We start from the raw sequence: 15,420 nt of genomic DNA on the forward strand, positions 1-15,420 counted from the left end.
GCGTCGCCGCGAAGGCTCAGGGCGCGGGATTCAGGCGCGCGGGTGCGCCAGGCGATAGGTGGCCGTCAGGCGCTCGGCCGAGACGTGCGTGTAGATCTGGGTGGTCCCGAGGCTCGCGTGCCCGAGGATCTCCTGGACCGCGCGGAGATCGGCGCCCCCGTCGAGGAGATGGGTGGCGGCGGTGTGACGGAGGGCGTGGGGTCCCACGGTCTCGGTGCCGATGATCGGCGCGAGCGCCTCCGCGACGAGCGCGTACACCGCTCGGGGACCGATCCGCGCGCCGCGGACGCCCAGGAAGACGGCGGGGCTGGCGGCATCGCTGCGCAGCAGGAGGGCGGGACGCGCGCGACGGAGGTAGGCCTCGAGCGCCTCCCCCGCCGGCCGGCCGAAGGGGACCACGCGTTCCTTGGAGCCTTTGCCGAGCACCCGGGCGGTGCGGCGCTCCGGATCGATGTCGTCTATGTCGAGGCCGCAGAGCTCCGACACACGGATGCCGGCCCCGTACAACAGCTCGAGCACCGCGTGATCGCGGAGCGCGATGGGGTCCCCGTGTGCCGCGCGCTGCCGGTGCTCGTCCAGGAGCCCGATCATCGCGTCCTGCGAGGCGACCGTCGGCAGCGTTCGACCCCTCTTGGGTGCGACCAGGCGCAGGCTCGGATCCTCGGCGACCAGCTCCTGATCCCGCGCCCAGGCGAAGAAAGACCTGGCGGCCGCGGCGCGGCGGGCGAGGGTCGACCGGGCGTCGCCGCGCTGGGTCGCTCGCCAAAGCCATTCGCGGAGGACCTCGAGGTCGACCGCCCCGACGTCGATCGGACCGGCCGATTCGCCCAGGTCCCGGAGGTCGGATCGGTAGGCGCGGACCGTGGCGGGAGACAGCCGACGCACTCGTTCGAGGTGCGTCACGAAAGCCTCGGTGGCCGCGGCGAGTTCCATGTCCCCAGCATGCCCGCACCCCGCTCCCCTGCGGCGACGCCGCACCGTGCGTCCCGCACCCGGCCGTCGAGCGCATCGCGACGGTTCGGATCGCTCGGAGGCCGCTCGCATCAGCCCGCGCCGCTGCTCCGCCACCCTCGATCGGTCCGGTGGGCGATGCCCTCCAGTTCGAGCAGGCCCAGCTGCGCCCTCACGCGGTCGGGGTCCAGTCCCGATCTGCGCGCGAGCTCCTCCTCCGTCACGGCGGTCCGGCTGCTCAGGGCATCGAGGAGGCGTGTGCGGTCCGGGTGCGGGGCCTTCTCCCCGTTCGGCCGCTCGCCCGACGTCTCGCCCCACAGCTCCCGCACCTCCGCGGCGGTCGTCACGCAGCGGGCGTCGTACTCGCGGAGAAGCCGGTGGCATCCCGCCGATGCGGGCGACGTCACGGGTCCGGGCACCGCCCCCAGCGGGCGCCCGAGCTCGGCGGCATGGCCCGCCGTGTTGAGGGACCCGCTGCGCCACCCCGCCTCGACCACGACGGTCGCATCGCCCAGCGCGGCGATGACGCGGTTGCGGGCGAGGAACCGCCACTTGGTCGGCGCGGAGCCGCACGGCAGCTCGCTCACCACTGCCCCGTCGCGGGCGATGCGGGCGAGCAGCTGATGATGCCCCGCCGGGTATGCCCGATCGACCCCGCCGGCGAGGAGCGCCACCGTCGCCCCGCCCACGGCCAGCGCTGCGCGATGGGCCACGCCGTCGATGCCGTACGCGCCGCCTGACACGATCACGGCGCCCGGCGCGGCGAGATCGCCGGCGAGATCGGCTGCCACCTGTTCGCCGTAAGCGCTCGAGGCTCTGGCGCCGACGATGGACGCTCTCGGCCCGCGCTGCAGGAGCCCGGCGTCGCCACGGACCCACAGCGCCTGCGGTGCGTGGTACCCGAGATGATCGACCCGACGGGGCCATTCCTCGTCCTCCGGGAGCAGCAGCGTCGCCCCGACCTGGGCGGCGCTCCGCAGGGCGCGCTCGACGGCCTCCTCGTGCGCACGGGGCCTCCATCGCTGCCGCGCTTCCGCCCACGCGCGACGCATGTGGGGCGCGACCGAGCTCGCGGGCGAAAGGAGCGTCCCGTCCTCCGGGGAGAGAGCGACGCGCAACGCCTCGACGGGCCCCAGCTCGCGGATCAGCGCGCCGGCCGCCCCGTCCCCCGGCTCGGCGATCACCGACCAGGCGGTTCGGGCGACGGTGTGCTCGAGATCGCCTCGTGGACGCAGGCTCCGCGCGGCCTGGCGTACGGCGGCGTCTCGGAGAAGAAGGTCGATCATCCCCCGAACCCCCGCTTCAGCAGGAGCGCACGCCCGATCTCGTCCTGTCCCGGTCGGGGAAGGCCCGCCAGGTCGGCCATCGTCCACGCTAGACGGAGAACCCGGTCGTAGCCGCGGAGCGTCAGCGCACCGCGCTCCAGCGCACGATCCAGCGGTGCTCGCACCGAGCCGTCGAGGCGCAGCGCGCCCTGGCGCAGCCAGGTGCCGGGGATGTCCGCATTCCGCCGCCAGGGCGTCGAGCGCCAACGCTCCGCCGCGCGCGATCGGGCGTCCGCCACTCGCCGTCGCGCTTGCGCGGTGTCGAGGTCGGCGCGCGTGCCGGCCATCGCCCGGTGCGCGGCGACGCGCGAGACCTGCAGCTCGATGTCCACCCGGTCGCGCAGCGGCCCCGAGAGCCGCGCGGCGTAGCGACGGATCGCCACGGACGGACACGTGCACTCGACGCCGCGCACGCCGTAATTCCCGCACGGGCACGGGTTCATCGCCAGGATCAACTGGAACCGCGCAGGGAAGCGGGCCGTGAAGCCGGCGCGATCGACCACGATCGAGCCGGCCTCCAGAGGTTGACGAAGAGCGTCCAGGGCGACCCGCGAGAACTCCGCGGCCTCGTCGAGGAACAGCACACCCCGATGCGCACGGACGATGGCTCCCGGCCGGGCGACGCGGGAGCCGCCGCCGACCAGGGCGGCGACCGAGGCGCTGTGGTGCGGTGCCTCGAGCGGCGGCACGGACGACAGCGACGCCACGTGCTCCCCGGCGAGGGACCGGATCGACGCGACCTCCAGCGCCTCCTCCTCCGTCAAAGCCGGGAGGATCCCGGGGAGACGGCGAGCCAGCATCGTCTTGCCCGCGCCCGGGGGCCCGCTCAGCAGCAGGTGGTGACCGCCCGCCGCCGCGACGATGAGGGCGTCGACCGCGTTCTCCTGCCCCACGACGTCTGCGAGGTCCAGGGCCTCCTGCGGGTCGCCGTCCGGGCGGACCGCATCCGTCGTCTCCAGGTCCGGCACCTCGACCTCCGCGCCGTGCCAGACGGCCACCCGCGCGAGGGAGTCCGCCGCCCGCACGTCGATCCCGGGCACGAGCCGGGCCTCCGCCGCGTTCGCCGCCGGCACGATCGCTCGCTCGAAACCGGCGCGCGCCGCCGCGAACACCGCGGGAAGCACGCCCGGCACGGTCCGGATGCGGCCGTCCAGACCGAGCTCCCCGATATGGACGGTGTCCCGGATGGACCGGCCCGAGATCGCGCCCCCGGCGGCGAGCGTCGCCACCGCGATGGCCAGGTCGAAGCCGGAGCCGTGCTTGGGAAGGCTTGCGGGCGACAGGTTCACTGTGAGCCGACGTCGGGGAAGCTCCAGCCCGGAGTTCTTGCTCGCGTTGTGCACGCGCTGCACGGCCTCCCCGAGCGACTTGTCGGGCAGGCCGATGATCTTGAACTCCGGCGTCTGATTCGAGAGGTCGGCCTCGACCTCGACGAGGTGCCCGTCGACACCCGTGATCGCGACCGACCACGTGCGGGTGGTGCTCACGAGAGGTCACCCAGGTGCTCGAGCGCACCCGATGCCGGATCATCCCCGATGATGCCGATGGCCTCGAGGCGGACCTCGCGACCGACGGCGAGGTGCGGATGCGCGTGGATCCAGGCGTGCGCGAGAGACCACAGCCGTCGGCGTTTGCGGTCGTCGATCGCTTCGAAGGGATGCCCGAAGTGCGCGGTGCGGCGGGTCTTGACCTCGACGACGCTCAGCGCGCTCCCCTGCGCGGCGACGATGTCAAGCTCACCCTTTGCGCATCGCCAGTTGCGGTCGAGGATGACGTAGCCCGCATCGGTCAGGTAGCGTGCGGCGCGGTCCTCGCCCGCGCGTCCGAGTTCGTCCTTGGCTGCCATGACGACAGCATGTCGACGGATCCCGCCGTCGGATGGATGAGCGCATCGATGCAGCCGACCTCTGGGGACAACTGCGCGGTGCGGCGTCCGGTGCGGGACCAGTCGCCGGACCTGTGGTCACTCCCCGTCGAGCGACAGCTCCTGGGGAAGCTCGAACTCGCGGCGCTGCAGCTCCTCGACGTTCACGTCCTTGAAGGTCAGCACGCGTACGGCCTTCACGAACCGATCGGCGCGATAGATGTCCCAGACCCAGACGTCGCTCATGGAGATCTCGAAGTAGAAGTCGTGCTCGGTGTCCCGGCGCACCACGTTGACCTCGTTCGCCAGGTAGAACCGGCGCTCGGTCTCGACGACGTACTGGAACTGCGAGACGACGTCCCGGTACTCGCGGAACAGCGCGAGCTCGAGCTCACGGTCGTAGTCGTCGAAGGCTTCCTCATCCATGGTGCTTCCATCCTAGGGTCGCGACGGGGCGCGTGCGGAAACCCTTCGGCGGAGCCTCAGAACAGCGTGGGCGCATCGGCGATCGCCCAGGACGACCGGTGGAACGGCGACAATCCGCTCTCCTGGATCGCCAGGCGATGCTCGGGGCTGGCATAGCCCTTGTTGCGCTCCCACTGGTACTGCGGGTGATCCGGGTGCAGCTCGGTCATGTACGTGTCCCGCGCCACCTTGGCGATCACCGACGCGGCCGAGACCGAGGCGCAGTCGCGGTCGGCCTTGATCACGGGACGCACCCGCAGTGGCACGGGATGCACGGCGGAGACGTAGTCGTAGTTGCCGTCGAGGATCACCAGCGCATCGTCCACCGCCGCCCCGAGGTCGACGACGGCCTGCACGGCACGCGAGGCCGCGAGTCCGAGCGCCCGCATGATCCCCACCTCGTCCACTTCGGCCGCCGAAGCCCATCCCACCGCCGAGGCCTGCACCCAGGCGGCCGCCCGTGCCGCGACCTCCGGGCGCCTCTTCTCGCTCACGAGCTTCGAGTCGCGGAGTCCCTCGGGGACGCGGCGCCGAGCGCCCGCGGCATCCATCACGGCCGCCCCGACGGCCACCGGGCCGGCAAGCGCGCCGCGACCGACCTCGTCCACGGCGATGACCAGACCGCACTCGCCCAGGAGGCGGCGTTCCAGGGTCAGCTTGGGAGCGACGACGGTCATTCGGAGTCCGGTACGCCGGAGAAGATCTCGTGGTGGCCGTCGATCCCGCCGATGCGCTCGAACGGCCAGGTGGTGAGGAAGGCCCGGCCCACCACGTTGGCCACGGGCACGAACCCGCCGCTGGGGAGGTCCTGATGCTCCCGGGAGTCGCGCGAGCGATCCCGGTTGTCGCCGAGGAGCCACAGGGAGTCCTTTGGGACCACGACGTCGAACGGGGCGTTGGAGGCGGCGGTGTCGCCCTCGGGGAGGTTGAGGTACTCCGTCTCGTCGATCGGAGCACCGTTGATCGTGATCTGTCCGAGCGCGTTGCAGCAGACCACGTGGTCGCCGGCCACCCCGACGATTCGCTTGACGAGGTGGTCCTGCGAGTCGGAGGCCGAGAGGCCGATGAAGGTCAGGAAGCCGTCGACGGCCTGGACGAGCGGCGGCGCTGCGGGCGGCTGGGGCTGCGCGTCGAGCCACCCTCCCGGATCCTGGAACACGACGACGTCGCCCCGCTCATAGCCGGTCCATCGCGGAGTGAGCTCATCGACCAGGATGCGATCGTTGACGAGCAGGGTCCGCTCCATGGAGGCGGACGGGATGTAGAAGGACCGAACGATGAAGGTCTTCACGACGAAGGAGACGAGGGCGGCGATCAGCACGATCACCAGCACGTCCCGCAGGAAGACCAGCAGGCCGCGGCGCCGCTTGGTCGTCGTCGCGGCGGAGGTTTCAGTGGCCATCGGATTCCTTCTCGGTCGTGCGCCGTCGAACGGCAGTATCAAGGGTCGCACACCCGGAGGAAAACACAGCACCCCGGGACGACGTGTCCCGGGGTGCGGTGGAGCGGCTGCGACTCAGCGGTCGCGCTTCTCCTTGATCTTCGCCTTCTTGCCACGGAGCTGGCGGAGGTAGTAGAGCTTCGCGCGACGCACGTCACCTCGGGTGACGACCTCGATGTGGTCGATCACCGGGGAGTGCACCGGGAAGGTGCGCTCGACGCCCACCTGGAAGCTGATCTTGCGGACCGTGAAGGTCTCGCGCACGCCATCGCCGGAGCGGCCGATGACCACGCCCTGGAAGACCTGGATACGGGAGCGGTTGCCCTCGGTGATGTTGACGTGCACCTTGACGGTGTCACCGGGGAAGAAGTCGGGAACGTCGGAACGGAGTGAAGCCGCGTCGACGGCGTCGAGGATCTGCATGATCGTCTCTCTCTGCACTCGCCACAGGTCGGATGCATGATGGAAGGAACAAGAAGGAAGTCGTGCCGAACGGCGCTTGCGCGTCCGCGGGCTCCCCTGAGGCAGAGCCGGTCACGGCACGAACACCCATTCTGCCACGGATCGGACACGCCGCCAAAACGCGCCCCGGGACGGGCGTCAGTCCGTCGAGTCCTTCTCGCGGATCACGATGACCTCGGGATCGCGCGGACGTGCCGACCGCGAGTCCTCCCGCGGGATCGAGGTCCACGTGATCGTCTCACGGATGCCGGCACCGCTCCCCTTCGCCTCGTTCCACAACTGCCAGACCTGCAGCCAGATCAAGGCGATCCCGATGACCACGGCACCGGTGAGCAGCCAGGGGAAGGCACCGTCGATGAAGCATCCGACCGCGATCGTCAGTCCATGCCAGGCCGTGAAGCCCGCGACGTCCCACCACGACACGGCGCGTTCGGCGCGCACGGACGGGCGCGAGCGCGTGAGGACGGTCAGGAGCAGCTGGCCGAGGAACACCGAGGGCACGGCGATGAACAGCACCCAGAGGATCGCCCAGCCGCCCTGGAAGACGGCCCAGCCGACGACCAGCCACAACGGCAGCAGGAACGCCGCTGGGAGGAGCCACCGGAAGAGAGCCTGTCGCAACCACATGGCCAAATGCTATGCCGCGGAGCCCGTCGCCGGCCCGGTGTTCGCTGAGAGCGCGCGACGTCGGCTCTCCGCGGATCAGGGAGAATGGAGGAGACGAGAGGACACCCGATGATCGAACTGCGCACCCCCGCCGAGATCGACGAGATGCGCGCCGCCGGCCGTTTCGTGGCCGAGACCCTGGCGACGCTGCGCGACGAGACGAAGGTCGGGACGAACCTGCTCGCGCTCGACCGTCGCGCGCACGACATGATCCGCAAGGCGGGCGCGGAGTCCTGCTACATCGACTACCACCCCTCGTTCGGCGCGAGCCCCTTCGGCAAGGTCATCTGCACCTCGGTGAACGACGCCGTGCTCCACGGACTCCCCCACGACTACACCGTGCGCGACGGAGATCTCGTCTCGCTCGACTTCGCCGTCGCGGTCGACGGCTGGGTGGCCGACTCCGCCGTCTCGTTCGTGGTGGGCACTCCGCGCGACGAGGACCTGCGGCTCATCGAGACCACGGAGCGCGCGCTGGACGCGGCGATCGCCTCAGCCACCGTGGGCAACCGCATCGGCGATATCTCGGCGGCGATCGCCGACGTCGCGCACGGCGAGGGCTACTCGATCAACACCGACTTCGGTGGTCACGGCGTCGGCCGGACGATGCACGGCGATCCCCACGTCGCGAACGACGGCCGGGCCGGACGCGGCTTCCCCCTGCGCGAGGGGCTGGTCCTCGCCCTCGAGCCCTGGTTCCTCGCCACGACCGACGAGCTGATCACCGATCCGGACGGGTGGACCCTCCGCAGCGCCGACGGATCGCGCGGCGCGCACTCCGAGCACACCGTCGCGATCACCGCCGACGGGCCGATCGTCCTGACGGACCGCTCCTTCCTCGGCGTGCGCTGACCGGCCGCCTCGTCAGGAAGCCCCGTCTGCGCGCTCCCACGACGCGATCGGTCCGGGCACGACGGCGAAGAGCGGATGCGGCCGCGGGACGACGACCGACGCCCAGCGCGGGAGCTCGTCCGGGCTGCGCTCCGCCAGCTTGCGCCGCAGATGCGACCATTCCACGAGGAGCTGGCCGTCGGTGACGTCGGCCAGCGGCCCGACCACGGGACTCGGGTGCTCGATCCGGGTCCTGTCGAATCGGTACCCCCGCGCATCCGCCTCGTCCGCGAGCACCGAGAGGTACTGACCGACGGCCCCTTGCGGATCGGAGGCCCCGCGGAACCGCTCGAGCTGCGGGTGCGAGACGTATCCCCGCGTGCGTCCGGCGAGCACGGCCTGCGCCAGGAGCGTCTCCCGCCAGCAGGCGACCAGGCCCTGGCGATCGAGGTAGGCGGGATGCAGCGACCAGATCCTCATGCGCGGCGATAGACGAAGATCTCGGTGAGGTGCGGGAGCTCGAACCGCTCGCGCCCCCGGGTATCGGCGTCTTCGTCCAAGATCCGCTCGAGCGCGGCGACCATCGTTCCCCTCTGCGCCGGCTCCGCGACCAGGAAACTGCTGATCGTCCCCCACCGCCGAAGGTAGTCGTCCCGGGTGATCTCCTCGGTCCACGCGAGCTCGACCCGGCGGAGGAACTCGAAGCCGGGCAGATCATCGGCGGCGGTCTGCGTGGTGCGATCGTCGGTCCCGACGGCGGGGTGCGCGACGCGGTGGCACGCGACGTCCCAGGCGCATCGCGGGTCGGAGTGATTCCACAGCAGGCCGAGGGCTCCCCACGGGGCGAGCACCCGGGCGATCTCGGCGCATGCGGCGTCCCGCTCGAACCAGTGGAACGCCTGGGCGACGGTCACGAGCTGCACGCTCGCGTCGGCGACCGGGATGGCTTCGGCGCTGCCGATGCGCGCCTCGACGTGGGGCAGCCTCTTCCTCAGCACATCGAGCATGGCGCGCGACGGCTCGACGGCGATCACATCGGCGGATCGTTCGACCAGCCGCTCGGTCAGCTTGCCGGTGCCGGCTCCGAGATCGAGCACGGCGGCGACGGGAAGAGGCATCAGCACGTCGAGCGCCTCGACGGGGAAGCCGGGGCGATACCGGTCGTACTCCTCGCCGATCCCCTCGAAAGCTCGTGCGAGCGCCTGATCGACCATGCACTCGACGCTAGCAGCGGTGGCCCGGAACGGGCACCGTCCGGTCGACGCCGCTCACTCGTCGGTGTCGGGAAGGAGGTCGGGGCGCCGTGCGCGCGTGCGCTCGATCTGCTGGTCGTAACGCCACTGCGCGATCCGTCCGTGGTTGCCGCTCAGCAGCACCTCCGGCACCGCGCGCTCCCGCCACACCGAGGGCTTCGTGTACGACGGATACTCGAGCAGTCCGTCCTCGTGGGACTCCTCCACCAGGCTGTCCGGGTTGCCGACGACGCCGGGGATCAAGCGCGCGATCGCCTCGATCATGGCCATGGTGGCGACCTCTCCGCCGTTGAGGACGTAGTCGCCGAGGCTGATCAGCCGCACCTCCCCCAACGCCGCCGCGTACTCGAAGACACGCTCGTCGATGCCCTCGTAGCGGCCGCAGCCGAACACGAGGTGCTCGCGTCCGGAGAGCTCCCGCGCCGTGGCCTGGGTGAAGACCTCTCCGGCGGGCGAGGGGAAGACGATGGTGGGACGATCAGACCCCTGCGTGACCTCGTCGAGGGCGAGGCCCCACGGCTCGGGCTTCATCACCATGCCGGCGCCGCCCCCGTACGGGGTGTCGTCGACCGTGCGGTGCCGATCGGTCGTCCAGTCGCGGAGATCGCGGACGTGCAGGTCCAGGATGCCCGAGTCCTGAGCCTTCCCGAGAAGGGAGAGGGCCAGACCGTCGAAGTACGACGGGAAGATCGAGAGGACGTCGATGCGCACCGGGGCAGCCTCGCGCCTCAGTCGTCGACGTCGGCGGCGTCGACGGGAGCGTCGTCGGCATCCTCGAGGTCTTCGAAGAGCCCGGCCGGAGGGGTGACGACCAGTCGGCCCGCGCTCAGGTCGACCGAGGGGACGATGGCCTCCACGAACGGCACCATCACCTCCCGCTCACCCGCCTTGACGATCAGCAGATCCTGCGCGGGAAGGTGATCGACGCGGATCACGCGACCGACGACCGCGTCGTCGCGCACGACGTCCAGCCCCACGAGCTGATGGTCGAACCAGGCGTTCTCCTCGGGCTCGTCGGTCTCGTGGTCGAGCCAGAGGATGGCGCGCACGAGGCTCTCCGCGGCGTCGCGATCCGCGACGTCCTCGAAGAACACGACGGGATTGCCGTTCATCACGCGGTACTCGCGCACGACCACGGTCTTGCCGTGCCACGGAGATGCCTCGGGCACCTGCAACGTGAACTCGGCTCCGGGGACGAACCGGCGCTCGGGGGCGTCGGTGTACAGCTCCAGCTTGAGCGCTCCCTTGAGGCCGTGCGCCTTGACGAGGCGACCGACGCGCAGCTGGTTCTTGCCCTGATGTGCTTCGCGGGACACCACGTCAGTCGTCCGCGACGTCGACGCGCACACGGCGGCCGTCAGCCAGGGCGGCGACGAGGGTCCGCAGTGCCTTGGCGGTGCGGCCGCCGCGCCCGATCACGCGTCCACGATCGTCGGGGTGCACGCGCACCTCGAGGAGATCGCCTCTCGGCGACGTGGATTCGTCGATGCGGACATCGTCCGGGTGATCGACGATCCCCTTGACGATGTGTTCGAGCGCGGCGGCGAGCACGGCGGATTACTCCGAGTCGGCGGCGGGAGCCTCGGCGGCCTCCGCGTCGGCGGCAGCAGGAGCCTCCTCTGCGGGAGCCTCCTTCTTCTCGGCCTTGGGCTTGACGACCGACTTCTTCGAGGAGTCGGCCTCGAACGCGGCCTTGGGCTCGGCGACCTTGAGCGTGGACTTCGCGTCGGCGTCGCCCTTGAACTTGCCCCAGTCACCCGTGATCTTGAGGATGGCGGCGACCTGCTCGGTCGGCTGGGCGCCGACGGACAGCCAGTACTGCGCGCGCTCGGAGTCGACCTCGATGAACGAGGGCTCCTCGGTGGGGTGGTACTTGCCGATCTCCTCGATCACGCGACCGTCGCGCTTGGTGCGCGAGTCGGCGACGACGATGCGGTAGTAGGGCGCACGGATCTTACCCAGGCGCTTGAGACGAATCTTGACAGCCACGATTCTCCTGAATTGTGTGGAAGGAAACGAACCGGTCGCCTGGAGCGTGGGGTGCACACCCGGCGGAAGCTCTGATAGGGAGGACGGATGCTGGATAGAGGGTCGAGCACGTCGTCCGACCCTCTATTCTGCCAGATGCAGCCTCCCGACGCGAAACGTGGGGACGCACGCGCGCCGTGTCGCTCGCGCCCCGTGTCAGACTGTGCTCGTGCCGCTCGAGTTCGCTCCGTCCGCCCGCTCCACCGTCGGCCTGGAATGGGAGATCATGCTCGCCGACCCGGTCACCGGGGATCTGACCGGCCGCGCGCCGGAGCTGCTCGCCGAGCTCGAGGCGCAGAGCGCCGCGGAGCGCCACACGGTGACCGGCGAGCTGCTCACCAACACGATCGAGGTCACCAGCGGCGTCGGGGAATCCGTGGCGCAGGCGATCGACGATGTCGCGCAGGCGATCGCCGAGGTCAGGGCGGCGACCGATCCGATCGGCATCGAGCTGCTCTCCGCCGGCAGTCACCCCTTCGCCCAGTGGTACGACCAGCGGGTGACGGACAAGACCCGGTACCACACGCTGATCGAGCGGACCCAGTGGTGGGGTCGGAACATGATGATCTGGGGCATCCACGTGCACATCGGCGTCGAGGACCACCGGAAGGTCTTCCCGATCATCAACGCGCTGACCGTCTACCTCCCCCATCTGCAGGCCCTGGCGGCGTCGAGCCCGTTCTGGGCAGGAGAGCGCACCGGGTACGCCTCGAACCGGGCGCTGGTCTTCCAGCAGCTCCCTACGGCGGGGCTGCCCTGGCCGCTGCAGGACTGGTCGCAGTTCGAGGCCTATCTCGACGACATGGTCCGCACGGGCGTGATGAACGACGCCTCCGAGGTGCGGTGGGACATCCGCCCGGCACCGCGATGGGGAACCATCGAGGTGCGCGCGTGCGACGGGCTGTCGACCCTGCCCGAACTCGCCGCGGTGGCTGCACTGATCCAGGTGCTGGTCGAGCACTTCTCCCGTCTGCTCGACGACGGGGCGCCTCTTCCGACCCTTCCGGCGTGGTTCCACCGCGAGAACAAGTGGCGGGCTGCCCGCTACGGCCTGGACGCCCGGGTGATCACCGATGCGGACGGCGCGCAGCAGCCGCTGCGCGCGCACCTGTCGCAGACCCTCGAGGAGCTGTCACCGGTGGCGGTCGACCTCGGATGCGCGCCCGAGTTCGCCAGCGTCGCCACCATCCTCGGCGGAGGCGCGAGCTACGAGCGGCAGATCGCGGTGGCCGACGCCGCGGAGGGGGATCTGGGCGCCGTGGTGCATCACCTCATCCGCGAGTTCCGGTCGGGACCCCGGCGTTCGACCGCCGAGCTCTGAGGTCAGTCGTCCGCGAGGTGGCGGGCGAGCCCCTCGTCCAGCACGACGTCGGTGATCAGATCGGCCGCGATCGCCGCACGGACGCTGGCGAGCTTCGGGATGCCGGAGACCACGCACACCCGGCGGGGCACGCGCCGCAGGCGATCGAGCCCGGGTCCGGTGGCACGCGCGTTGAGCCGGATGTCCTTCCAGGAGCCGTCGGATCGGAAGAAGACGGTCGCGACGTCGCCGATCGCGTGGTCCTCGCGCAGGCTCCGGTAGTCCTCGCGCCCGAGGTAGCCGCCGACGTAGACCCGGCTCGGCACCTCGGCGGCCGGCGAGCCGAGACTGAACACGGCGATGTCCATCTTCGCCTGGAGGTCGAGCACGCGGCGCGTGCTGCGCTCCCGCCACATCGCCTCACGCGTGGCCGGGTCGTCGAAGAAGGCCGGGACCGGGAACTGCTGCACCTGGGCGCCGAACGCGCTCCCGAAGCGCTGCAGGATGTCGCTCGAGTACTCGACTCCACTGGTCTGGGTGTTGCCTGCGCCGTTGAGCTGCACGAATGTCGTGTTGTGGGTCTCCTTCTGCGTCAGCGCCCGGCTGACGGCGCTGATCGTGGATCCCCAGGCGACGCCGATGATCATATTGGAGTCGACGAACTGCGACAGCAGACGCCCGGCCGTGAGCGCGACTCGTTCGAGCCGCTCGACCTCGCTGATGATCTCGGGCATGGGCACGACGTGGGCCGCGATGCGATGACGGTCGCGGATGCGCTGCTCCAGCATCCCGAGCCGTTCGAGCGGCGAGTTGATGCGGATGTCGACCAGGCCGCTCTCCCGGGCGAAGCTCAGCAGCCGTGAGACGGACGACCGGGACGTGCCCAGTTCGCGGGCGACGACCTCCATGGTCTTGTCCTGCATGTAGTAGAGCTGCGCCGCCGTGAGAGCGGCGATCAGCTTCGCGTCGCGAGCGTGTGCGCTGTGATCGGCCAAGGCGCCTCCTCGTTCTCGATCCTTGCACATATGTGCAGTGGGCTTGCGCGCAGACCTCGGACGGGTCGATGCTGGGGGGCAAGCAAGGAAGAGAGTTCGACATGATCGAATCGGCACACTCATCACCCGAGCGCGACGACGTGCGCGCCCTCCGTGAATCCGGTCGCACCACCGTTCTCGTGATCGGCGGCGGCATCAACGGCATCTCCACGTTCCGGGACCTCGCCCTGCAGGGCGTCGACGTCGTCCTCGTCGAACGCGGCGACTTCGCCTCCGGCGCCTCGGCCGCGTCGAGTCACATGATCCACGGCGGAATCCGCTACCTCGAGAACGGCGAATTCCGCCTCGTGCGCGAATCCGTCGAGGAGCGCAACGGCCTCCTGCGGATCGCCCCGCACTACGTCAAGCCTCTCGAGACCACCATCCCGATCTACTCCACGTTCTCCGGCATCCTGTCCGCTCCCCTGCGCTTCCTGACGCACAAGAGCGGCAAGCCGAAGGAGCGCGGCGCCTTCCTCATCAAGGTCGGCCTCACGATCTACGACACCTTCTCCCGCGACGGCGGCACGGTCCCACGGCACCGCTTCCTCGGCCGCAAGCGCTCGCTGGCCGAGCTCCCCCAACTCGACCCGGACATCAAGTACACCGCCACCTACTACGACGCGTCCATGCATGACCCGGAGCGCCTCGCCCTCGACGTCCTCCAGGACGGCCGCAGCGCCCACCCGGCTGCGCACGCGATCAACTACGTCGAGGCGATCGCGCGGGACGGCGAGCAGGTCGTCCTCCGCGACCGCGAGAGCGGCACGGAGTTCACCGTCCGCGCCGACGTCGTGGTCAACACCTCCGGCCCCTGGACCGACCTGACCAACGACGCCCTGGGCGCCGAGACCCGCTACATGGGCGGGACCAAGGGCTCGCACATCGTCCTCGACCACCCGGAGCTCCTCGCCGCCACCCGCGGTCGGGAGATCTTCTTCGAGCACTCCGACGGCCGCATCGTGCTGATCTACCCGCTCAAGGGGCGCGTGCTGGTGGGGACGACGGACATCGACGCCGACCCCGCCGAGATCGCGGTGTGCACGGAGGAGGAGGTCGACTACTTCTTCGATCTCATCCACCACGTCTTCCCCGACATCGCCGTCGACCGCGAGCAGATCGTGTACCGGTTCTCCGGCATCCGTCCGCTCCCCCGGCACGAGGACACGGCCCCCGGTTTCGTGTCCCGCGACTACCGCATCGAGGTCGACCACAACGGCGCCGTCCCGCTGGTCAGCCTCGTGGGCGGCAAGTGGACGACGTTCCGTGCGCTCGGCCAGTCGATGTCGGACAAGGTCCTCGAGCTCCTGAACCGCACCCGCACGGTCTCCACCGCCGGTCGCGCGATCGGCGGCGGGCGCGACTTCCCGCGCACCGAGAAGGCGAAGCGCATCTGGATCGCCGAGAACCTGGCCGGCGCAGGCGACCGCGCCGAGAAGCTCCTGACGCGCTACGGAACCCGCGCGGCCCAGGTCTGGGAGTACGTCGAGCAGGGTGCCGACGCCCCCCTCGCCGACGGGGACCTGTCGACCCGCGAGCTCGAGTGGATGGTCCGGAACGAGCTCGTCGCACGCCTGCAGGACGTCATCCTGCGGCGCACGAGCATCGCGTTCACCGGCAACGCCGACGCCCGCGTCCTGGACGAGATCGCCGATGCGCTCGCACCGCTTCTCGACTGGGATCGTGCCCGGCACGACGCCGAGCTCGAAGAGACCCGCCTGCTGCTCAACGAGCTGCACGGCCTCGACATCTCGTCCCGCGCCCGCGGCTGACGAGAGGTGAACGTCGCCCTCCTCGCGA

At 70.5% G+C, this 15,420-nt stretch carries 19 protein-coding genes; 3 read left to right on the top strand and 16 right to left on the bottom strand.

The features are described from left to right. Window positions 1–30: 30 nt before the first annotated feature. The 9 genes from AB3M82_RS01395 to AB3M82_RS01435 form a co-directional block, all read right to left on the bottom strand. Complete coding sequence (locus AB3M82_RS01395; protein ID WP_412955119.1) at window positions 31–933, bottom strand: tyrosine recombinase XerC; 903 nt, start codon at window positions 931–933, stop codon at window positions 31–33. 110 nt (window positions 934–1,043) lie between these two features. After that, window positions 1,044–2,237, bottom strand: a complete 1,194-nt coding sequence (dprA, locus tag AB3M82_RS01400) for a DNA-processing protein DprA (RefSeq protein WP_412955121.1) — start codon at window positions 2,235–2,237, stop codon at window positions 1,044–1,046. Then, complete coding sequence (locus AB3M82_RS01405; protein WP_412955123.1) at window positions 2,234–3,763, bottom strand: YifB family Mg chelatase-like AAA ATPase; 1,530 nt, start codon at window positions 3,761–3,763, stop codon at window positions 2,234–2,236. The genes dprA and AB3M82_RS01405 overlap by 4 nt, the downstream gene beginning before the upstream one ends. Beyond that, a complete protein-coding gene (locus tag AB3M82_RS01410; RefSeq protein ID WP_412955125.1) occupies window positions 3,760–4,122 on the bottom strand; it encodes a YraN family protein in 363 nt (120 codons plus the stop codon). Before AB3M82_RS01410 ends, AB3M82_RS01405 begins: the two co-directional genes overlap by 4 nt. A 117-nt stretch (window positions 4,123–4,239) precedes the next feature. After that, window positions 4,240–4,566, bottom strand: a complete 327-nt coding sequence (locus AB3M82_RS01415) for a DUF2469 family protein (protein ID WP_017204525.1) — start codon at window positions 4,564–4,566, stop codon at window positions 4,240–4,242. A gap of 56 nt (window positions 4,567–4,622) precedes the next feature. Beyond that, on the bottom strand, window positions 4,623–5,282 hold the full coding sequence (gene rnhB, locus AB3M82_RS01420; protein WP_412955126.1) for a ribonuclease HII: 660 nt from the start codon (window positions 5,280–5,282) through the stop codon (window positions 4,623–4,625). Then, the gene (lepB, locus tag AB3M82_RS01425) at window positions 5,279–6,007 is read right to left on the bottom strand and encodes a signal peptidase I (protein WP_412955128.1); all 729 of its coding nucleotides are present in this window, start codon (window positions 6,005–6,007) and stop codon (window positions 5,279–5,281) included. The genes rnhB and lepB overlap by 4 nt, the downstream gene beginning before the upstream one ends. Window positions 6,008–6,121: 114 nt before the next feature. Beyond that, the gene (gene rplS / locus AB3M82_RS01430; RefSeq protein ID WP_412955130.1) at window positions 6,122–6,469 is read right to left on the bottom strand and encodes a 50S ribosomal protein L19; all 348 of its coding nucleotides are present in this window, start codon (window positions 6,467–6,469) and stop codon (window positions 6,122–6,124) included. A gap of 177 nt (window positions 6,470–6,646) precedes the next feature. Continuing rightward, on the bottom strand, window positions 6,647–7,135 hold the full coding sequence (locus AB3M82_RS01435; protein WP_412955132.1) for an MFS transporter permease: 489 nt from the start codon (window positions 7,133–7,135) through the stop codon (window positions 6,647–6,649). Between the two features lie 108 nt (window positions 7,136–7,243). Between AB3M82_RS01435 and map the strand changes: the two genes are divergently transcribed. Then, a complete protein-coding gene (gene map, locus AB3M82_RS01440; protein WP_412955134.1) occupies window positions 7,244–8,026 on the top strand; it encodes a type I methionyl aminopeptidase in 783 nt (260 codons plus the stop codon). A gap of 12 nt (window positions 8,027–8,038) precedes the next feature. Here the strand turns inward: map and AB3M82_RS01445 are convergent, their stop codons facing one another. The 6 genes from AB3M82_RS01445 to rpsP are packed head-to-tail and all read right to left on the bottom strand — an operon-like array spanning window position 8,039 to window position 11,247. Next, window positions 8,039–8,485, bottom strand: a complete 447-nt coding sequence (locus tag AB3M82_RS01445) for a pyrimidine dimer DNA glycosylase/endonuclease V (protein WP_412955135.1) — start codon at window positions 8,483–8,485, stop codon at window positions 8,039–8,041. Then, entirely contained in the window at window positions 8,482–9,219 is a 738-nt protein-coding gene (locus tag AB3M82_RS01450) for a class I SAM-dependent methyltransferase (protein ID WP_412955137.1), read from the bottom strand. The genes AB3M82_RS01445 and AB3M82_RS01450 overlap by 4 nt, the downstream gene beginning before the upstream one ends. A 54-nt stretch (window positions 9,220–9,273) precedes the next feature. Further along, complete coding sequence (trmD, locus tag AB3M82_RS01455; RefSeq protein ID WP_412955139.1) at window positions 9,274–9,969, bottom strand: tRNA (guanosine(37)-N1)-methyltransferase TrmD; 696 nt, start codon at window positions 9,967–9,969, stop codon at window positions 9,274–9,276. Window positions 9,970–9,986: 17 nt separating this feature from the next. Next, entirely contained in the window at window positions 9,987–10,574 is a 588-nt protein-coding gene (gene rimM, locus AB3M82_RS01460) for a ribosome maturation factor RimM (RefSeq protein WP_412955140.1), read from the bottom strand. Window positions 10,575–10,578: 4 nt separating this feature from the next. After that, window positions 10,579–10,809 carry an RNA-binding protein gene (locus tag AB3M82_RS01465; protein WP_412955141.1) on the bottom strand — a complete coding sequence of 77 codons (231 nt, stop codon included), beginning with the start codon at window positions 10,807–10,809 and terminating at the stop codon, window positions 10,579–10,581. Window positions 10,810–10,815: 6 nt separating this feature from the next. Further along, window positions 10,816–11,247 carry a 30S ribosomal protein S16 gene (rpsP, locus tag AB3M82_RS01470; RefSeq protein WP_412955143.1) on the bottom strand — a complete coding sequence of 144 codons (432 nt, stop codon included), beginning with the start codon at window positions 11,245–11,247 and terminating at the stop codon, window positions 10,816–10,818. Between the two features lie 208 nt (window positions 11,248–11,455). Between rpsP and AB3M82_RS01475 the strand changes: the two genes are divergently transcribed. Next, the gene (locus AB3M82_RS01475; RefSeq protein WP_412955145.1) at window positions 11,456–12,607 is read left to right on the top strand and encodes a glutamate--cysteine ligase; all 1,152 of its coding nucleotides are present in this window, start codon (window positions 11,456–11,458) and stop codon (window positions 12,605–12,607) included. 2 nt (window positions 12,608–12,609) lie between these two features. Here the strand turns inward: AB3M82_RS01475 and AB3M82_RS01480 are convergent, their stop codons facing one another. Then, window positions 12,610–13,581, bottom strand: coding sequence for a sugar-binding transcriptional regulator (locus AB3M82_RS01480; RefSeq protein WP_412955146.1), 972 nt, complete (start codon window positions 13,579–13,581; stop codon window positions 12,610–12,612). A 101-nt stretch (window positions 13,582–13,682) separates the two neighbouring features. On the opposite strand from AB3M82_RS01480, the gene AB3M82_RS01485 reads away from it, so the two are divergent. Next, complete coding sequence (locus tag AB3M82_RS01485; RefSeq protein WP_412955148.1) at window positions 13,683–15,392, top strand: glycerol-3-phosphate dehydrogenase/oxidase; 1,710 nt, start codon at window positions 13,683–13,685, stop codon at window positions 15,390–15,392. Window positions 15,393–15,420: the final 28 nt, after the last annotated feature.

The sequence above is a fragment of the Microbacterium californiense genome (assembly GCF_047246625.1).
GTDB lineage: Bacteria > Actinomycetota > Actinomycetes > Actinomycetales > Microbacteriaceae > Microbacterium.